14 protein-coding genes are annotated in these 16,059 nt (G+C 64.9%); 3 read left to right on the forward strand and 11 right to left on the reverse strand.

Annotated features, from left to right (window positions below; genetic code table 11):
* Positions 1-5: 5 nt before the first annotated feature.
* The 3 genes from OCA5_RS04255 to groES form a co-directional block, all read right to left on the reverse strand.
* Positions 6-1,214, reverse strand: coding sequence for a hypothetical protein (locus OCA5_RS04255; protein WP_012564403.1), 1,209 nt, complete (start codon positions 1,212-1,214; stop codon positions 6-8).
* Between the two features lie 202 nt (positions 1,215-1,416).
* Positions 1,417-3,066: a chaperonin GroEL gene (gene groL, locus OCA5_RS04260; RefSeq protein ID WP_012564402.1), complete on the reverse strand. Its 1,650-nt coding sequence runs from the start codon at positions 3,064-3,066 to the stop codon at positions 1,417-1,419.
* A gap of 136 nt (positions 3,067-3,202) precedes the next feature.
* A complete protein-coding gene (gene groES, locus OCA5_RS04265) occupies positions 3,203-3,499 on the reverse strand; it encodes a co-chaperone GroES (RefSeq protein ID WP_012564401.1) in 297 nt (98 codons plus the stop codon).
* A 307-nt stretch (positions 3,500-3,806) separates the two neighbouring features.
* Here groES and OCA5_RS04270 point away from each other — a divergent pair, with 307 nt between their 5' ends.
* Both OCA5_RS04270 and OCA5_RS04275 read left to right on the forward strand, forming a co-directional pair.
* The gene (locus OCA5_RS04270; protein ID WP_012564400.1) at positions 3,807-4,304 is read left to right on the forward strand and encodes a hypothetical protein; all 498 of its coding nucleotides are present in this window, start codon (positions 3,807-3,809) and stop codon (positions 4,302-4,304) included.
* A 134-nt stretch (positions 4,305-4,438) separates the two neighbouring features.
* Positions 4,439-5,644: an MFS transporter gene (locus tag OCA5_RS04275; protein ID WP_012564399.1), complete on the forward strand. Its 1,206-nt coding sequence runs from the start codon at positions 4,439-4,441 to the stop codon at positions 5,642-5,644.
* Positions 5,645-5,707: 63 nt separating this feature from the next.
* Here the strand turns inward: OCA5_RS04275 and OCA5_RS04280 are convergent, their stop codons facing one another.
* Positions 5,708-6,475, reverse strand: a complete 768-nt coding sequence (locus tag OCA5_RS04280; protein ID WP_012564398.1) for a protein phosphatase CheZ — start codon at positions 6,473-6,475, stop codon at positions 5,708-5,710.
* Between the two features lie 292 nt (positions 6,476-6,767).
* Between OCA5_RS04280 and OCA5_RS04285 the strand changes: the two genes are divergently transcribed.
* On the forward strand, positions 6,768-7,541 hold the full coding sequence (locus OCA5_RS04285) for a L,D-transpeptidase (protein ID WP_012564397.1): 774 nt from the start codon (positions 6,768-6,770) through the stop codon (positions 7,539-7,541).
* Positions 7,542-7,675: 134 nt separating this feature from the next.
* Here the strand turns inward: OCA5_RS04285 and OCA5_RS04290 are convergent, their stop codons facing one another.
* From OCA5_RS04290 to OCA5_RS04320, 7 genes are all read right to left on the reverse strand, one after another.
* Complete coding sequence (locus OCA5_RS04290) at positions 7,676-8,485, reverse strand: DUF2076 domain-containing protein (protein WP_012564396.1); 810 nt, start codon at positions 8,483-8,485, stop codon at positions 7,676-7,678.
* Between the two features lie 123 nt (positions 8,486-8,608).
* Positions 8,609-9,442, reverse strand: a complete 834-nt coding sequence (locus OCA5_RS04295) for a ChbG/HpnK family deacetylase (protein WP_012564395.1) — start codon at positions 9,440-9,442, stop codon at positions 8,609-8,611.
* Entirely contained in the window at positions 9,439-10,494 is a 1,056-nt protein-coding gene (locus OCA5_RS04300) for a glycosyltransferase family 2 protein (RefSeq protein ID WP_012564394.1), read from the reverse strand. Before OCA5_RS04300 ends, OCA5_RS04295 begins: the two co-directional genes overlap by 4 nt.
* A 105-nt stretch (positions 10,495-10,599) precedes the next feature.
* Positions 10,600-11,577 carry an ATP phosphoribosyltransferase gene (gene hisG / locus OCA5_RS04305; protein ID WP_012564393.1) on the reverse strand — a complete coding sequence of 326 codons (978 nt, stop codon included), beginning with the start codon at positions 11,575-11,577 and terminating at the stop codon, positions 10,600-10,602.
* Positions 11,574-12,725: an ATP phosphoribosyltransferase regulatory subunit gene (locus OCA5_RS04310; protein WP_013912866.1), complete on the reverse strand. Its 1,152-nt coding sequence runs from the start codon at positions 12,723-12,725 to the stop codon at positions 11,574-11,576. The genes hisG and OCA5_RS04310 overlap by 4 nt, the downstream gene beginning before the upstream one ends.
* 153 nt (positions 12,726-12,878) lie before the next feature.
* Positions 12,879-15,041 carry a TonB-dependent receptor gene (locus tag OCA5_RS04315; protein WP_244396089.1) on the reverse strand — a complete coding sequence of 721 codons (2,163 nt, stop codon included), beginning with the start codon at positions 15,039-15,041 and terminating at the stop codon, positions 12,879-12,881.
* Positions 15,042-15,228: 187 nt separating this feature from the next.
* Positions 15,229-15,969 (reverse strand): 16S rRNA (uracil(1498)-N(3))-methyltransferase, encoded by a 741-nt coding sequence (locus OCA5_RS04320; protein ID WP_012564390.1) that lies wholly within the window; start codon positions 15,967-15,969, stop codon positions 15,229-15,231.
* Positions 15,970-16,059: the final 90 nt, after the last annotated feature.

The raw sequence follows: 16,059 nt of genomic DNA on the forward strand, positions 1-16,059 counted from the left end.
GGCCATCATTTCCACGCCGCCTGATCGGCGTCCCAGCGCTGGCCCTTGAGATCGGCCGCGACGCTGCGCACGAGGCCATCGTCATCGGTGTAGACCGCCTCGTCGTCACCCGGCGAAGTGTCGGCGAAATTAAGGTGCGGCCCCGGAGCCTCGTCGCGGGTGATCGAGGCGGGCACGCCGAGCCAGACCACCAGCCGTTCGGTCGTGCCGGGCTTGTCGGGCCCGACCAGTACGGAGAGCTCCAGCGTGTCGGTGAGGTTGAGCGCGGGCACGAGCGTATTGGGCCGTTTGAAGGTGAGCGTCAGTTCGCCCGTGGTGTCGCTCCATTTCGCGCCCGCAGGTTGTGCCGACATGATTTTGGAAATGCTGGCGGAGAGTGCGGTCGCGATGCGCTCGCGGTCGAGCTTGCCGTCCTTGTGCCAGGGCGCGGCGGGCAGGCGGATCGCGCGTTCGGTCTCGTAGCTGCCGGTGGTCCAGCCGGCTGCGACCACGCCCGGCAGACCCTTCAGCCGCGCAATCAGCGCTTCCGCGCGCTGAGGGTCGACATCGAAGCGGACGAACTGCGTGCCGTTGCGCAGTGCCGCGCAATCGGTGGTGAGGCTGTCGAGCGTGAGTTCGACATTATCGTTGCGCAGGCTCTTCAGCAGGTCGGCGAAATTCTCGCGCTTCACCTTCACCGCAAGCGACTGCGGCGACAGCTCGGTGAAGTCCGCGGGCATGTCGGCGGTATTGTCGTCGATCGCCTGTGCGGCATCGAATTCGCGCTGGTCGGATTCGGTGTTGTCGGTCGACAGAACCTCAGAGGTCTTGTCGCCGATCGTGATCTTGCCTTCAAACGTAATGGCCCTGTTCTCGGGCTTGCGCGTCAGGCTGATGCTGACCGGCAGCTTCTCTTCCGTCGTCTGCCCGGTGCCGGTGAGAGCCTTTCCGTCGGGCTTCAACTCGATGGCAAAGCGATCCTTGCGTTCCGAGGTGATGGAGGCCGAATAGCAGACGTCGAGCACAGTCGAGACCACCTTGCCGCCGTCCATGCTCTCTCGAATGAAGGCATCGACCGGCAGATCGCCCAGGATATCGCCGAGCCCGGTGAAGTAGCGGTTGTCCGAGGCGCTCGCGGCTCCCTTGGCGGTCTGCGCAAAACCGGCGGAGGTGGCGGCAAGACAAGTGACAAGACTGGCGACAAGCGCTGAACAGAGCACGGTCGAAAGGCGCATCGATGGGTATCCTGCTGCTTGCCGGGATTGGATTGCAGATGGCGCGCGGACCATAAACGCTTCTCGGCCGAATGTGCACCCCCGGCAAGGGAAACGCCGCTGTTCCGGCAGGCATCGCGCCCGGGACACGTCTGCGAGCAAGGCAAAAGAAAAGCCGCCCGAAGGCGGCTTTCCGGATTGATTGTGAAAGGGAAGGCCGGGCTCAGAAGCCCATGCCGCCCATTCCACCCATGCCGCCCATTCCACCGCCGGCGGGCATCGCCGGTGCGGCGTCCTTCGGCAGCTCGGCAACCATCGCCTCGGTGGTGACGAGGAGGCCCGCGACGGAGGCCGCGTCCTGCAGCGCAGTGCGAACCACCTTGGCCGGGTCGATGATGCCCTTGGCGACCATGTCGACATACTCTTCGTTCTGGGCGTCGAAGCCGAAGGTCTCGGTCTTGTTGTCGAGGATCTTGCCGACAACGATCGAGCCCTCGACACCGGCGTTCTCGGCGATCTGGCGGATCGGAGCTTCCAGCGCCTTCAGCACGATGTTGATGCCGGCCTGCACGTCGGAGTTGTCGTTGTTGATGCGGCCGACTGCCTTCTTGGCGCGAAGGAGAGCGGTGCCGCCGCCCGGAACGATGCCTTCCTGCACCGCGGCGCGGGTGGCGTTGAGCGCGTCCTCCACGCGATCCTTCTTCTCCTTGACCTCGATCTCGGTCGCACCGCCGACGCGGATCACCGCGACGCCGCCGGCGAGCTTGGCAAGGCGCTCCTGCAGCTTCTCACGGTCGTAGTCCGAGGTGGTTTCCTCGATCTGCGCCTTGATCTGGTTGACGCGCGCCTCGATGTCGGCCTTCTTGCCGGCGCCGTTGACGATGGTGGTGTTCTCCTTGTCGATCACCGCCTTCTTGGCGCGGCCGAGCTGCTTCAGCGTGACGTTCTCGAGCTTCATGCCGAGATCGTCGGAGATCACCTGGCCGCCGGTCAGCACCGCGATGTCTTCCAGCATCGCCTTGCGACGATCGCCGAAGCCCGGCGCCTTGACGGCGGCAACCTTGAGGCCGCCACGCAGGCGGTTGACGACGAGGGTCGCGAGCGCTTCGCCCTCGATGTCCTCGGCGATGATGAGGAGCGGCTTGCCGGACTGCACGACGGCTTCCAGCACCGGCAGCATGGCCTGCAGACCGGAGAGCTTCTTCTCGTGCAAGAGGATGTAGGCGTCCTCGAGCTCGGCCGTCATCTTCTCGGCGTTGGTGACGAAGTACGGCGAGAGATAGCCGCGGTCGAACTTCATGCCCTCGACGATATCGACGTCGGTGTCGAGCGACTTCGCTTCCTCGACGGTGATGACGCCCTCGTTGCCGACTTTCTGCATCGCCTGCGCGATCATCTTGCCGATGGTGCTGTCGCCGTTCGCGGAAATGGTGCCGACCTGGGCGACTTCCGAGGATGCCGCAACCGGCTTCGCACGCTTCTCGATGTCCTTGATGACGGCGGTGACGGCGATGTCGATGCCGCGCTTGAGGTCCATCGGGTTCATGCCGGCGGCAACCGCCTTGGCGCCTTCGCGAACGATCGCCTGGGCGAGCACGGTCGCGGTGGTGGTGCCGTCACCCGCGGTGTCGTTGGTCTTGGAAGCGACTTCGCGCACCATCTGCGCGCCCATGTTCTCGAACTTGTCCTCGAGCTCGATCTCCTTGGCGACGGTGACGCCGTCCTTGGTGATGCGGGGAGCGCCGAAGCTCTTGTTGATGACGACGTTGCGGCCCTTGGGGCCGAGCGTGACCTTCACCGCGTTGGCGAGGGTGTCGACGCCGCGCAGCATCCGTTCGCGCGCGTCGCCAGAGAATTTTACGTCTTTGGCCATGGGGAGTAACTCCTGATGGGGGTTTGTTGATCGTCATGGCCGGGCTTGTCCCGGCCATCTACGTCTTGTTGTTGGACTGATGAAAAGACGTGGATGCCCGGCATAAAGCCGGGCATGACGGTGGAACTCAGTCGATTTAGGCGAGCACGCCCATGATGTCGGACTCCTTCATGATGAGGAGGTCTTCGCCGTCGAGCTTCACTTCGGTGCCCGACCATTTGCCGAACAGCACGCGGTCGCCGACCTTGAGGTCGATCGGGATCAGCTTGCCGGTCTCGTCGCGGCCGCCGGGGCCGACCGCCACCACCTTGCCCTCGGAGGGCTTTTCCTTGGCGGTGTCGGGGATGATGATGCCGCCCTTGGTCTTTTCTTCGGCGTCGAGGCGCTTGACGACGACGCGGTCGTGCAGCGGGCGGAACGTGGTCTTGGCCATGGTGATGTCCTTCAGCTTGGGTTGCAGCCTTGTTCGGAACGAGAGGGCGAAGACGCCCATGGAGGATTAGCAGTCCCAATTTGGGAGTGCTAAAGGGGTTGCGGACGGGAAATATGGGCTGGCGGAAGCCCTGTCAAGCAACGTGGCTGATGCATAACGCCGAAGGTTAAGACCTTGGTGACGTCATGATACGATGCTTGATCGATCCCACGTTGAAAAGCCGCCGGGTCCCCTCGGGGTCCCATTGGGGGCGTCGTTGCTTGCCATGCCGGCAAACGTGGTTCATGACATGCGGGTAGGAGAATTCATGGTCAGTCTGCGCACCGTCCCGACATTGGCAGCCGTTTCGCTTCTTGCCGCCTTGATGGGTGGTTGCAGCAGTTTCAGCCTGAACGGTAACACGCCGACGGCTCAGGAACCGCCCGCGCCGCGCGAAATCCCCTCATCCATCCGGTCCGACGAACTGGTCGGCCGCTGGGGCCTTGCCGCCTACCACAAGCCGGAAGACCGGGCGCGGACCGAGAACGCCGCGCGCGGCCAGTGCCGCCAGCCCTACATCATCGGCAAGGGTCCGACCGGCGGTGTCATCATGCATCTCGCCGACGAAGCGACGCCGCAGGAGCTGCGCCTCAAGGGCAGCGAGAGCGGCAAGAATTATATCGGCCCCGAAGGCCCGGTCGGCAGCCCGCAGGATCGTGAGATTCTGTCCTTCGACGGCCGCGTGCTGACCACCCGCTTCCTCGATCCGGATGCTGCGACACGCTACGGTACGATGGTTTATGTGCGCTGCGCGCCGCGCGCATAGAAAATTAAAACCGGCTGCGCGGGCGGCACTTCTTTAATCCGCGAATCCTGACATCATGCCAGTGTCCCGAATTCGAAGTTCGCCCCACTTGCAGCACCTTCTATCGCGAACTTCTGAACCACCACACTAGCAACATGAGAATTCTTGCCGGACCGGCTGCGCTGATCGCAGGGCCCCATCGCGCGGTAGCGGTACTGTGCGTCACCATGATTCTGGGATGGGCGGCACTGTTCTATCCGCCCGCCCTCACCATGACCTATATCGCCGAGGCGCACGGCTGGTCGCTCGCGCTTGCGCTCTCCGGATTTTCGATCGCGCTCGGCACCTCCGGGCTGTGCGCGCCTTATGCCTGCGGCCTGATCGATCGGTACGGTGGTAATCCGGTGATGGCGGGCGGCGCGCTGATCGGCGCGCTCGGCCTCGTGCTGCTGCCGCTCGCGCCGAACTATCCGGTCTATCTGATCTCCTGGCTCCTGATCGGCGTTGCTACCGCCTGCTGCCTGTATGACCCCGCCTTCACCACGTTGACGCGAATCTACGGGATGGCCTCGCGCGGGCCGATCACCATCATCACCTTCGCCGGTGGCCTCGCCTCGACGGCGGGATGGCCGCTGATGCATTTCCTGATCGAGAATTTCGGCTGGCAGAGCGTCTATTACACCTGGGCGGCGGTGTTCACGTTCCTGATCGCGCCGCTGTACTGGTTCGCGCTACCGCGGCGCAAAGCCCCGGTGCAGAAGGCGCCTGTGGCCGTGACGGATGCGCCGCCGGCGAAGGCGCGGTTCATTCCGCCGCACGGGCTGCCGTTCATCCTGATGGCGGCGGGCTTTGCCGGGCATTCGTTCGTCATGTCGGGCGCGACCACACATCTCCTGCCGATCCTGCAGCGCGGTGGCATCGATGCCGGCACCGCGGTGATGATCGGCGCGATGTTCGGGCCCGCGCAGGTTCTGGCGCGGTTTGCCGATTTCGCGAGTAGGGGACGGATGCATCCGATCTGGGTCGCACGCGTCTCGATGGGGACGATGGTGCTTGCTTTCGCGGTGCTCGCCATCGCCGGCATCGCGCCGCTGCCCGCGATGTGTTTCGCCATTCTGTTCGGAGCGGGGAATGGCGTGGTGACGATCGCCCGCGGCGCGTTGCCGCTCGCGACCTTCGGCGCGTTCGGTTACGGCCGCGTGGTGGGCCGCATCTCGCGACCCGCGCAGATCCTGCAGGCCCTCGCGCCATTCGTTCTCGCCTTCATCATCGACCGCTGGTCGGATCAGGTTGCGCTCGACATCATGATTGCGACGTCCGCGACGGCGCTGGTCTGCTTCGCGCTGCTGCGGCGGGTGTGACCCTCGATAAAAAAACGCCCCCGGCGAAGCGGGGGCGTGGGAGCAAGTTGACGAGCGCGGTGTTTAATTGAACATCGCGTCGATATCGTTCTGCGAGGCGTGACCCTCGTCGCCGTCGAGCTTCGGGCCATTGAGCAGGCGCGCGTCGCCCTCGCGGGTATCGAGAATGGCCGGGGCGTGAACCTTGATGGCGTCGACGCCGCCCCAGATTTCCATCATGACGTTGATGTGATGCTCGATGAACTTCATCGTGTTCATCACCTTGTTGATGCGCTGGCCGGTGAGGTCCTGGAAGTTGCAGGCCTCGAAGATGCTGATGACGCGCTCGGAAATGTCGGCGACCATGCGCTCCTGCTGGTCGGCCGAAGGACCCTTGGCAAGCGCGCTCGCCGCCTGGTCGATCGCCTCCGCCGCTGCGAGAATCTGGTCGGTCGCTTCCTCGGTACCGCCGACGATGGCGCCAAGCTCGCCCGTCACCCTCGACATTTCGTCGCCGTTGAAGCTGGTGCCGTGGAGGACGGCGATTTCTTCCTTGGTGCGATTGATCGCCTCGTGGATGAGATCGAGTTCGACCTTGAGCTTCTCGCACTGGGCGATCTGCGCACGATAGGATTCAAGCGCGGCCTTGGCGTGGGCGTCGTCCTGCGCGGCGGCTTCCCGCTCGGCCTGTCCGCCTGAGCGGGGGGCGATGCGTCCCATCTGTTCGCGGATGATGCGCAACTCCGTCATGATGCGCTCGTGCATCTGGTCGGTGCTGGCAGTGTCGTTCAAATCCGGCAGGGAGCCGAACTGCAATTCCTCGATACGAAAACGTTTGCGCTGAGCATTCATGGAATTCTTCCTCAACCTCAATGCGCAGGCATGTAACGCGCGGGCATTTAACGCCCGGTTCATGCGCACCGCACGGGTTCCGAAATCCTGCAAACATGCTCAACGGCGATTAACCATGAGGGCGCGATCTTCATCGAAAATAAACGCTGTTCGCAACAACGCGGGCACCCGCGCGACATGGTGAATCCGAGGGCCCGTCGCGTTTACCAAAACTTCCGCGGTTGTCCTGTTAGCTCGCGAAGGCAGCGCGGTTCGCTGCGCTTAGTCCTGACGAACAGTACAGAGTACGTCGATGCCTGCAAAAATCCGCTTCGCCCTTGTTGCCGGCGCGTGCCTGATCGGCACGAGCTTTTCCGCACTCGCGCAGGACGGCCATCCTCACGTCGTCTACGCCTCGCAATCCGATTACGCCCCGCAAGCCCGCGACGTTGCCTATCGCGATTCCTATCGTGACAATGGCAATCTCGGCGGCGGCTTCATCCAGTTCCTGTTCGGCGGCGGATCGCAGCCCGAGCCGGCCTATCGTGAACCCCCGCAGGGGGCCTATGCGCCACAGGACGCTTACGCGCCGCAGACGCGCGGCTATCGCGAGCGCGGCGTTGAAGCGGCGCAGCCGGGGTTCGACCCGCGTTATGAGAAGCAGGTGGTCGATTACAACGGCAAGGAATCGGCCGGCACGCTGGTGATCGATACGCCGAACAAGTTTCTCTATCTCGTGCAGGGCAACGGCCAGGCGCTGCGCTACGGCGTCGGCGTCGGCAAACCGGGCTTCACCTGGGCGGGTGTGAAAACCATCACCGCCAAGCGCGAGTGGCCGGACTGGACCCCGCCCGCGGAAATGCTGAAACGTCGCCCCGATCTGCCGCGTCACATGGAAGGCGGGCCGGACAATCCGCTCGGCGCCCGCGCAATGTATCTCGGATCGTCGCTCTATCGTATCCACGGCTCGAACGAGCCTTGGACGATCGGCACTAACGTCTCCTCGGGCTGCATCCGCATGCGCAATGAGGACGTCATCGATCTCTACGGCCGCGTCAAGGTCGGTGCTCGCGTGGTGGTGCTCTAAAGCGGTTTTAAGCGAAGCGGGAACCGGTTCGCTTAAAGAAAACGCGTCAAAATAAAAATCGAGAATCTTTGTTCTCGCGCACATAAAAACGGCCGCTGTCGCAACGGCCGTTTTCGTTTTCAATGTCGATTGCGTTACGCGAAGTCGGACGGATCGCTGCCGAAATCGCCATCGTCGAAATCGTCGTCGTCATCATAATCGTCGTCATCGTAGTCCGACGATGCGTCGTCATAGGCCGCATGCTCGTTACGGCGATCCTCGACGCCGCCGTGCTGGGTCTTGCCGATATCGTTGATGCCGGCATCGCGTGCGAGCGCATCGTTGCTGCTGCCACCGCTCCAGGGTGAACCGGTGTTGCCGAAGCTCTGCTGCTGGCTGCCGCCGCCAAGGCCGCGAAGGCTGTTCATCAGAAGCGAGCCGCCGATCATGCCGGCCGCGGCCGCCGCCGCGGTGCCGAGGAACGACGAACCGCCGCCGCCGCTTTGCGGCGTGCCGTAGCCTTGTGCCGCGCGCGGATCGGGGAAAGCGTCGCGACGGCCAGGCGCGTCACCGCCAAGCCCTTGATTGCCGAGCACCTGTCCAGTGTTCCATGACGGGCGCGCGGTGCCGGGCGGCACGTTCGGCACTGAACCGCCTTGCGTAGAGCCCTGCGCGTAACCTTGCGACGCCTGTCCGCCGCCGAACAGCGTGTCGCGCAGCGAATCAAGGAAGCTGCCTTCCTTCTCCGGATGCTGCCCGGCCTCGAGCTGCTCGATCCGCGTGGTGGCATGGCGCAGCGCCTCGTCCTGCAGGAGGACGGTCTGCACCAGCGCGTAAACCGCGTGCGGCGCGCGGCGCAGGCCCTGCGCGATCGCAGCTTCGGCCTCGGGCTCGCGCGGGTTGGCTTCAAGCTTTTCGAGCCGGCCGAACAGGTCGTCGATCAACTGGCGCTCTTGCGGGGTCATGGTCGTCCTCTCCACGTTTAGGCGGATGATTCTAGGAACGATCTAGGCGGGTTTTGGATCGGGGTAAGCGGGACGGCAGATTAAATTTCGCCAAGGTGGCAAGTTGCCTGCGGCAAAGCGCCCTCACGCTTTCGCGAGGCTGACCTGAAGCTCGGCCAGCAGCCGGGGAAAATCCTCACTGGCGAGATAGGCGTGTTCGCGCGCGCGCTGGTCGGTCAACGGGTCGAGCGCCCGCAAGGTGTCATCGACGAAACCGGGGTGGCACATCACAAGCCCGCCCTCCGGCAGCGAGGCGAGGAAGCTGCGCATCAGCGAGCCGAAATCCGGCAGCTTGCGAAAATCATAGGCACCCGCAAACGCCGTGTTGGTGGGAAGCCCGCTCGCGGCACAGCGCTTGCGGAAGGTCGTGCTCAGCGTGTCGAGCAGGATTGCCTTGGGGTTGCCAAGACGGGAGGACGCCTGCGCGCGGCGGCACTGCCGCGCCCACGCGTCCGGCGCAGTCTCCCGTGCGGCGCGGATGAAGCCGTCGCGGATTCCCGGAAACAGTTGAACGTGCTGGTGGCCGTCGAGATAGGCGGGCGGCGCGCCGAACAGGTCGCGGAACAGTGTGATCTGCGCCTTGACCTCGGACTCGACGAAGTCGGCATCGATCCGCCGCAGCAGCGCGCCGCGCAGCAGCCGCTGCAACGGCCAGAACATGCCACCGTCGAGCGGGCGATAATGCATCGTCAGCGGCGAGAACGGCGCGGTGAGGGTGACGTGCAGGCCGATCTCGCAATTATTGTCCACGACAGCGCGCAGCGCATCCGCATCCTCGCGGCCGATGGCAGGGCCGACCACCATCACCGAGGTCGCGTTGAGGCGGCGCTGCGCGATCAGGTCGCGGATTGCGCGGTTGACGCCGTCGCTGATGCCGTAATCGTCGGCGCACAGCGTGATGCGGCGCGTCTCGCTCACGCGGGGTCCGCCGTATGCGAAGGAGACACTGCGCCATCCGGCGCGGTCGCTTCATTCGCGGTGCGCAGCGTCTGCTCGGCGACGAAATAAATCGGCCGTGCTTTCAGTTCGGAAAGGATCTTGCCGATATATTCGCCGAGCACGCCGATGACGATGAGCTGCACGCCGCCGAGCGTCATCATGCCGACGATCACGGACGGATAGCCCGGCACCGACTTGCCGGTGGTGAAGGTCTCCCACAGGATCGACAGGCCGAACAGCAGCGCGAGCAGCGCGATCAGCATCCCGAGCATGCTTGCCATCCGCAGCGGCGCGACCGAGAACGAAGTGATGCCCTCGATCGACAGGCCGAGCAGGCGGCGGGCGTTGAACGTCGTGGTGCCGTGGGCGCGCGGCTCCGGTTCGTAATCGATGCGCTTCTGGCGGAAACCGATCCAGCTTGTCAGGCCTTTGAAGAAGCGGTTGCGCTCCGGCATCATCCGCAGCGCCTTGGCTGCGCGCGGCGACAAGAGGCGGAAGTCGCCGGCATCTTCAGGAATCTTCTGGCGCGCGCCCCAGTTCACCAGCGAATAGAAATTATGCACGGCGAGGCGCCGCAGCATGGATTCGTTTTGGCGGTGCGCCTTCGCGGTGTAGACGACATCGTAGCCGCCCTCGATCCAGTGGCGCACCAGTTCTTCCGCAAGGTCGGGCGAATGCTGGCCGTCGCCATCCATGAACAGCACGGCGCCGAAGCGGGCATGGTCGAGGCCCGCCATCAGCGCGGCCTCCTTGCCGAAATTGCGCGACAGCGACACCACCTGCACGTCGAGCTTCGCTGCGGGCAGATCGCGCGCGACCGTGAGTGTCTCGTCGGTCGAGCCGTCATCGACATAGATCGCTTCGCAGGCGATCCCGTAGCGTTCCTTGAGACGATCCGCGAGCGTCGAGAGCCGCTCGTGCAGCAGCGTCAGCCCGGGCGCTTCGTTGAGCAACGGCACAACGATGGACAGCCCGCGCGCCGCGGCGGGCAGCCGGTCGCGAATGGAGACGGAAACGTCGGACACGGACATGCGCGTCAATCCCTCTGGGGCATCCGTTCTAATATGGCGATAGGGAGCCGTTGCCGCCAAGAGGTCCTCATGAACGCGGCGTTCATGAACGTGGCACTCATGGGTTCACGCTCCGAGAAAAGCTTCGAGCCGCGAGAACAGCGGATTGTCGCGCGCCATCACGTAGTCGAGCGAGCCGATGCTCACCGTCTCCGCGCCGCGCGCGCGCAAGAGCGTGCCGAGCGGATAAAGCTGCGCCGGCGGGCAGTGCAGCGTCAGGATGCCACCGGCGGGTGGCGTGCCGAACGGCGCGAGCGCGCCGAAATGCTGTTCGATCTCGGACAGCAGCGCGGCGTCGCAGCCCGGAAGGCAGGTGCGGACTTCCTTGTACTTCGCCGCACGGGCACGCGAGGCGATGTGGTCGAGGATCACGCGTGCGGTCTCGCGCGCCTCCGGCGTCCAGTCGGCAGCACGTGAGGCAACGAGGTTGGCCTGGCTGCGCAGCATCATGCCGTCGTCGAGCATTTTCAGCCCGTTCGCCGCGAGTGTTGCGCCGGTGGTGGTGATGTCGACGATCAGCTCGGCCGCGCCGCTGGCAGGCGCGCCTTCGGTCGCACCGGCGCTCTCCACGATGCGATAGTCGACAATGCCGTGCAGCGCGAAGAAGTGGCGCGTCAGGTTGATGTATTTGGTCGCAACGCGCATGCGGCGGTTGTGCTTGACCCGGAACGAGGTCGCGACGTCGTCGAGGTCGGCCATGGTGCGCACGTCGATCCACGCCTGCGGCACCGCAACCACGACGTTGGCGTAACCGAAGCCGAGGCCCTCGATCAGCATCACGCGCTTGTCGGCGTCGGCGATGGTCTCGCGCACGAGGTCCTCGCCGGTGATGCCGAGGTGGACCTGCCCGCGCGCCAACTGCGCCGCGATCTCGCTGGCGGAAAGATAGGCGATCTCGACATTGTCGAGTCCCGTGATGGTGCCGCGATAGTCGCGCGCACCGCGAGGTTTCGCGAGCGTGAGGCCCGCGCGGCCGAAGAAGGCGTCGGCGTTTTCCTGAAGCCGGCCCTTGGAGGGCACGGCGAGAACGAACGGGGTCGTCATGCGGCGTCTCCCGTCGAGTCCCCGGCTTTGGCGAGCGCGTCGATCCACACCGAGAAGCCGACCGCCGGAATTGGCAGCGTGGCCCCGAGCCGCGTCAGCAGGCCGTCGTAGCGGCCGCCGCCAACCAGCGGTTCGCTGCCATTGTTGCTGCGCCGGATCTCGAATTCGAAACCGGTGTAGTAATCGACGCCGCGACCGAACGAGGTCGAGAATGCGATCTTGCCGGTGTCGATGCCGCGCGCGGCCATGAAGCCGGTGCGGCTCTCGAACGCATCGAGCGCGGCGTTGAGGTCGAGTTTTGCGTCGGCGGCGAGGCTGCGCAGTTGCGCCAGCGCCTCGTCGGGTTCGCCGGCAATCGCAAGGAAGCGCTCGATCAGCGTCAGCGTCTCGCGCGACAGCGTGCCGCCCTTCAGCGTCGATTGCTCGAGAAAACGGTCGGCGATTTCCGCGGTGGTGCGGCCGCCGACATTCTCGGTGCCCGCGATCGACATCAGGTCGGTGACGAGCGCCAGCGCCGCCTTGCGGTCGGAGCCTGCGAGTGCCGCAAGCACGCCTTCATAATCGCTCGATCCGTCATTTTGCGTGAGGCCTTCGACCTCGCGGGCGATACTCGTTTTGCGACTGAAGCATTTGATCAGTCGGCGCCGCCACACCGGTGCCAGCTTCAAGGCATCGATCAGCGCCAGAAACAGCGCGACGTCGCCGCTGCGGATTTCGATATTGCTCACGCCAAACGCCGAGGTCGCCTCGAGCGCCAGCGCCATCATCTCGGCATCGGCGGCAGCGCGGTCGTCGCGGCCGAATGATTCCACGCCCGCCTGCAGGAATTCGCTTGGCTTGCCGCCGCGGAAGCGGAACACCGGGCCGAGGTAGTAGAAGTTTCGCACCTCGCCGGCGCCTTGCGAGGCGAGATAGTCGCGCGCCACCGGAATGGTGAGGTCGGGGCGCAGGCAGAGGTCCTCGCCGTTGGCGTCGCTCGTCAGATACAGGTTCTTGCGGATATCCTCGCCGGAGAGGTCGAGAAACGGCTCGGCCGGCTGCAGGATCGCGGGCGCGGCCTGCTGGTAGCCGGCGCCGGCAAACGCCGACAGCAGGGCATCCGCCCGAGTGGCGGACCCGGGCATGGGCGAGGCGAGGGGGGTATTCATCGGGAAGTCCGTCAGCGATCCATTTTGCCGCCGTTTAACACGGCAAAGCCCGGATTTCGATGAAGAAAACTCAAAGTGCCTTAACAGGAATCGACGCCCGGGGACCCCGCTCCGGGGCCGGGTCGGCCTTTCCGGTGGGAAGCGGAGCCCGGATCAGAACTTCATGGAGGCGAACAGGCGCACGTTTCGCCCCGGCTGCAGCACCTCGTCCTTCTTGTAGGACTGGTGTAGCCGGATGTCGGCGTTGAGCAGGTTCTCGCCCTTGAGGCCGACCGTCAGGGTGACTGGCAGCCCCGCTTTGACGAATTTATGGGTGTGGCTCAGTTCGGCGTTCAAGAGGTTGAAGCCAGGCGTCGGTGTCTCGAAGGCGCCGAGATGGGTCTGCGCGAACGCGTGCAGCAGGCTCACGCGCGCGCTCCAGTCCGCGTCGCGATAGAAGATACTGCCGCCGAGGCGCTGCGGCGGAATTTTCGGCACGTAGCCGCCATCGGCGAATGTGGCGTGAACGATGTCGTATTGCCCGCCGAGGCCCCACACGCCGTTCCAGAGCCGCGCGACATCGTGCTCGATCTCGATCTCGCCGCCGACGAACCGCGCATCGCGCTGCGAATAGATGATCTGGTCGTAGCTCGCGCCCGGCGTGCCGCAGGAGGCGAAGGTCTCGTTGCAGCGAACGCCGGTGAAATTCTTGAAGATGAAATTCCGATAGCGCGACGCGTAGATCGAGGCATCGAACCGCGTCGCGCCACGCTTGCGCGAGATGCCGATCTCGACGGTGTCGGCTTTTTCCAGTTTCATATTCGGATCGCCGATCTCGAACGTGCGCGGGGTGTCGTGCGGGCCCTTGTAGAACATCTCGATCGGGTCGGGCGCGCGCTCGACATGCTGCAGCGTCACGCGCGCCACGATGTCGGACGGCAATTCGTAAAGCAGGCCGGTGCTGACGCTGACCGGCATGAAGCTGCGGTCGACAGGAAATAATATCGGTTGATCGGGCGGCGGCAAAAACGATGCGGGAAACTGCGCGCCGGTGCCGTCGATCTGCGTTCGCTCGATACGAACCGCAGCCTGCGCGCGCAACGCGTGGGTGAGTTGCAGTTCTTCAAACGCGAAAGCCGCGATGTTGCGGGCTTTGGCGAGCGCGAGCAGCGGCTCGGTCGCGCCGGCAACGGAGAGATTGCGCTGGCCCCATTGCATGCCGGCGGTGCCGCGCCACTCGCCAAGCGCCGTCATGAACGGCAGGTGGCTGACCTCGACGCGGGATTCCAGTTCCTCGTTCTTGAATCGCGAGCCGATCTGCGCGGCCGCGCCGACGCCGTTGATCTCGTTGTGCTTGTAATCGGTGGCGCCGAACCAGTAGCGGATGGCGTCGAGGCCGTATTCGCCGATGCGCCACTCGCCGCGGCTCGTCCATTTGGACTGATGGAGGTCGATGTGGTTTTTCACCTTCGCGGAATCGATCCCCGGAATGAAATAGGTCATCGCCATCTCCTGATAGGCGACGCCAATGAAGCCGCTGTCGAAGATGTAGGAGCCGCCGACAGCGTGTCCGTCCGAGCGGTAGCTTGAATTTTCCTGCACGCCGCCGGGAATGCGGTAGTCGCCGGCCTGCCGCGCAAACGCGTCGGCGTGGATCGCAAAATTGCCGCCGCCGGCATCGAGCAGCACCGCGCCGTCCGCGCCGCGGCTGACGCTGTTGAGGCCGCCGCGCGCTTCAAAGGCAACGCCGTTCGCAGGGACCGCGGTGGGAATGCGGCCGGTGGTGGCGCTGACGACACCGCCGATCGCCTGCGAGCCGTAACGCAACGTGCCGGGCCCGCGAATGACCTCCACGTTTCCCGCGGTCAGCGGATCGATGGTGACGGCATGGTCCTCGCCGAGATTGGCCATGTCGGCGGAGCCGATGCCGTTTTCCTGCGTGCGCACGCGAAAGCCGCCAAGCCCGCGAATGACCGGCCGGCTCGCGACCGGTGAGAACGAGGTGGCCGACACGCCGGCGGTGGTTCCGAGCGTGTCGCCGAGCGACGCCCCGCCGCGGCTGAGGATCTGCGCGTTTGTTGTCTGTGATTGGGAGGCGAAGGTCGGAGGTATCGGCGGGATCGGTGGAGGTGGGGTGGTCTCGCCGGGCGGAACGGGCGCAGGGATTGCCGCGGCCTGAGGCTGGACGGGCGGCCGCCGGACCGGCTTGGGCCGTTTCTTCCGGGTGGGTTTGGTGTCCGCCACCGTAATGGCCGGAAGCTCCGTCTGCGCGGTGGCCTCGGACGTGGGGAGGACCGTCAGGGCGACGCATCCCAGCAGGCTGGCGGTTCGGATCATGGTCTCTACATGCAATTAATTCCTAACTGCATCTATGATGCAGTTGAAAATCATTTGCAAGGATAATTGTGAAGATGCTCTGCCTGTGGCGCGTCCTTAAATGGGCGTTCGCTGTCTTTGAGACGCTTGCTGTCCGCGGGAGGTGGTGGGTGGCGCGAGTGGCGGCCCGCTCTGGGGCTCGGCGAGCCTAGGTCCAGTCGCCGAGCGCGGCCTGCACCAAAGCGAGCGCCGCCACGGCGGCGGTGTCCGCCCGCAGAATGCGCGGGCCGAGCGAGAGGCGGACGAGGCGGGGCTGGGCGAGTAGCGCCGCGCGCTCGTCCTCCGAGAAGCCGCCTTCGGGGCCGATCAGCACGTCGAGGCCGCCGTCGTTTGCGGCTTCTTTCAGGGCCGCAAGCGGGCTCGCCTGCGGCGCGGCTTCGTCGCAGAAAACAAGAAGGCGCTTTCCGTCACGCTCCGCGAGGCGGCCGGTCAGCGGCAAAGGCTCGTCGATCTCCGGCAGATTGAGAATGCCGCATTGTTCGGCCGCCTCGATGGCATTGGCGCGCATCCGCTCAAGATTGATGCGCGAGACCTGGGTGAATTGCGTCAGCGTCGGCGTGAGGCGGCTTGCGCCCATCTCCACCGCCTTCTGCACCATGTAATCGAGCCGCGCATGCTTCAGCGGTGCGAACAGAAGATGCAGGTCGCAAGGCGGGTCCTGCGGCCGGGTCTGTTCAAGCGGCGTGAGCTGTTCAAGCCGCTTGCGGCCCGTGATCTGCGCGCGCCATTCGCCGTCGCGGCCGTTGAACACCAGAACGGTGTCGCTCGCGGAAAGCCGCAGCACATTGCCGAGGTAATGGCCCTGCTCGCGTGCGAGCGCGACCTCGCGGCCAGCTCCGAGCGGGGCGTCCACGAACAGGCGGGGGCTTTTGAAATCGCGCTGCGTCATCGGATTTCGGCCTTTTAGATCATGGAACTGGGCGAGAAAACCCGCCGAAAGGCCCCTTGAGCGGGCTAAATGCGTGAAAGCGCCGCGCTA

This window comes from Afipia carboxidovorans OM5 (assembly GCF_000218565.1).
Taxonomy (GTDB): Bacteria; Pseudomonadota; Alphaproteobacteria; order Rhizobiales; family Xanthobacteraceae; genus Afipia; species Afipia carboxidovorans.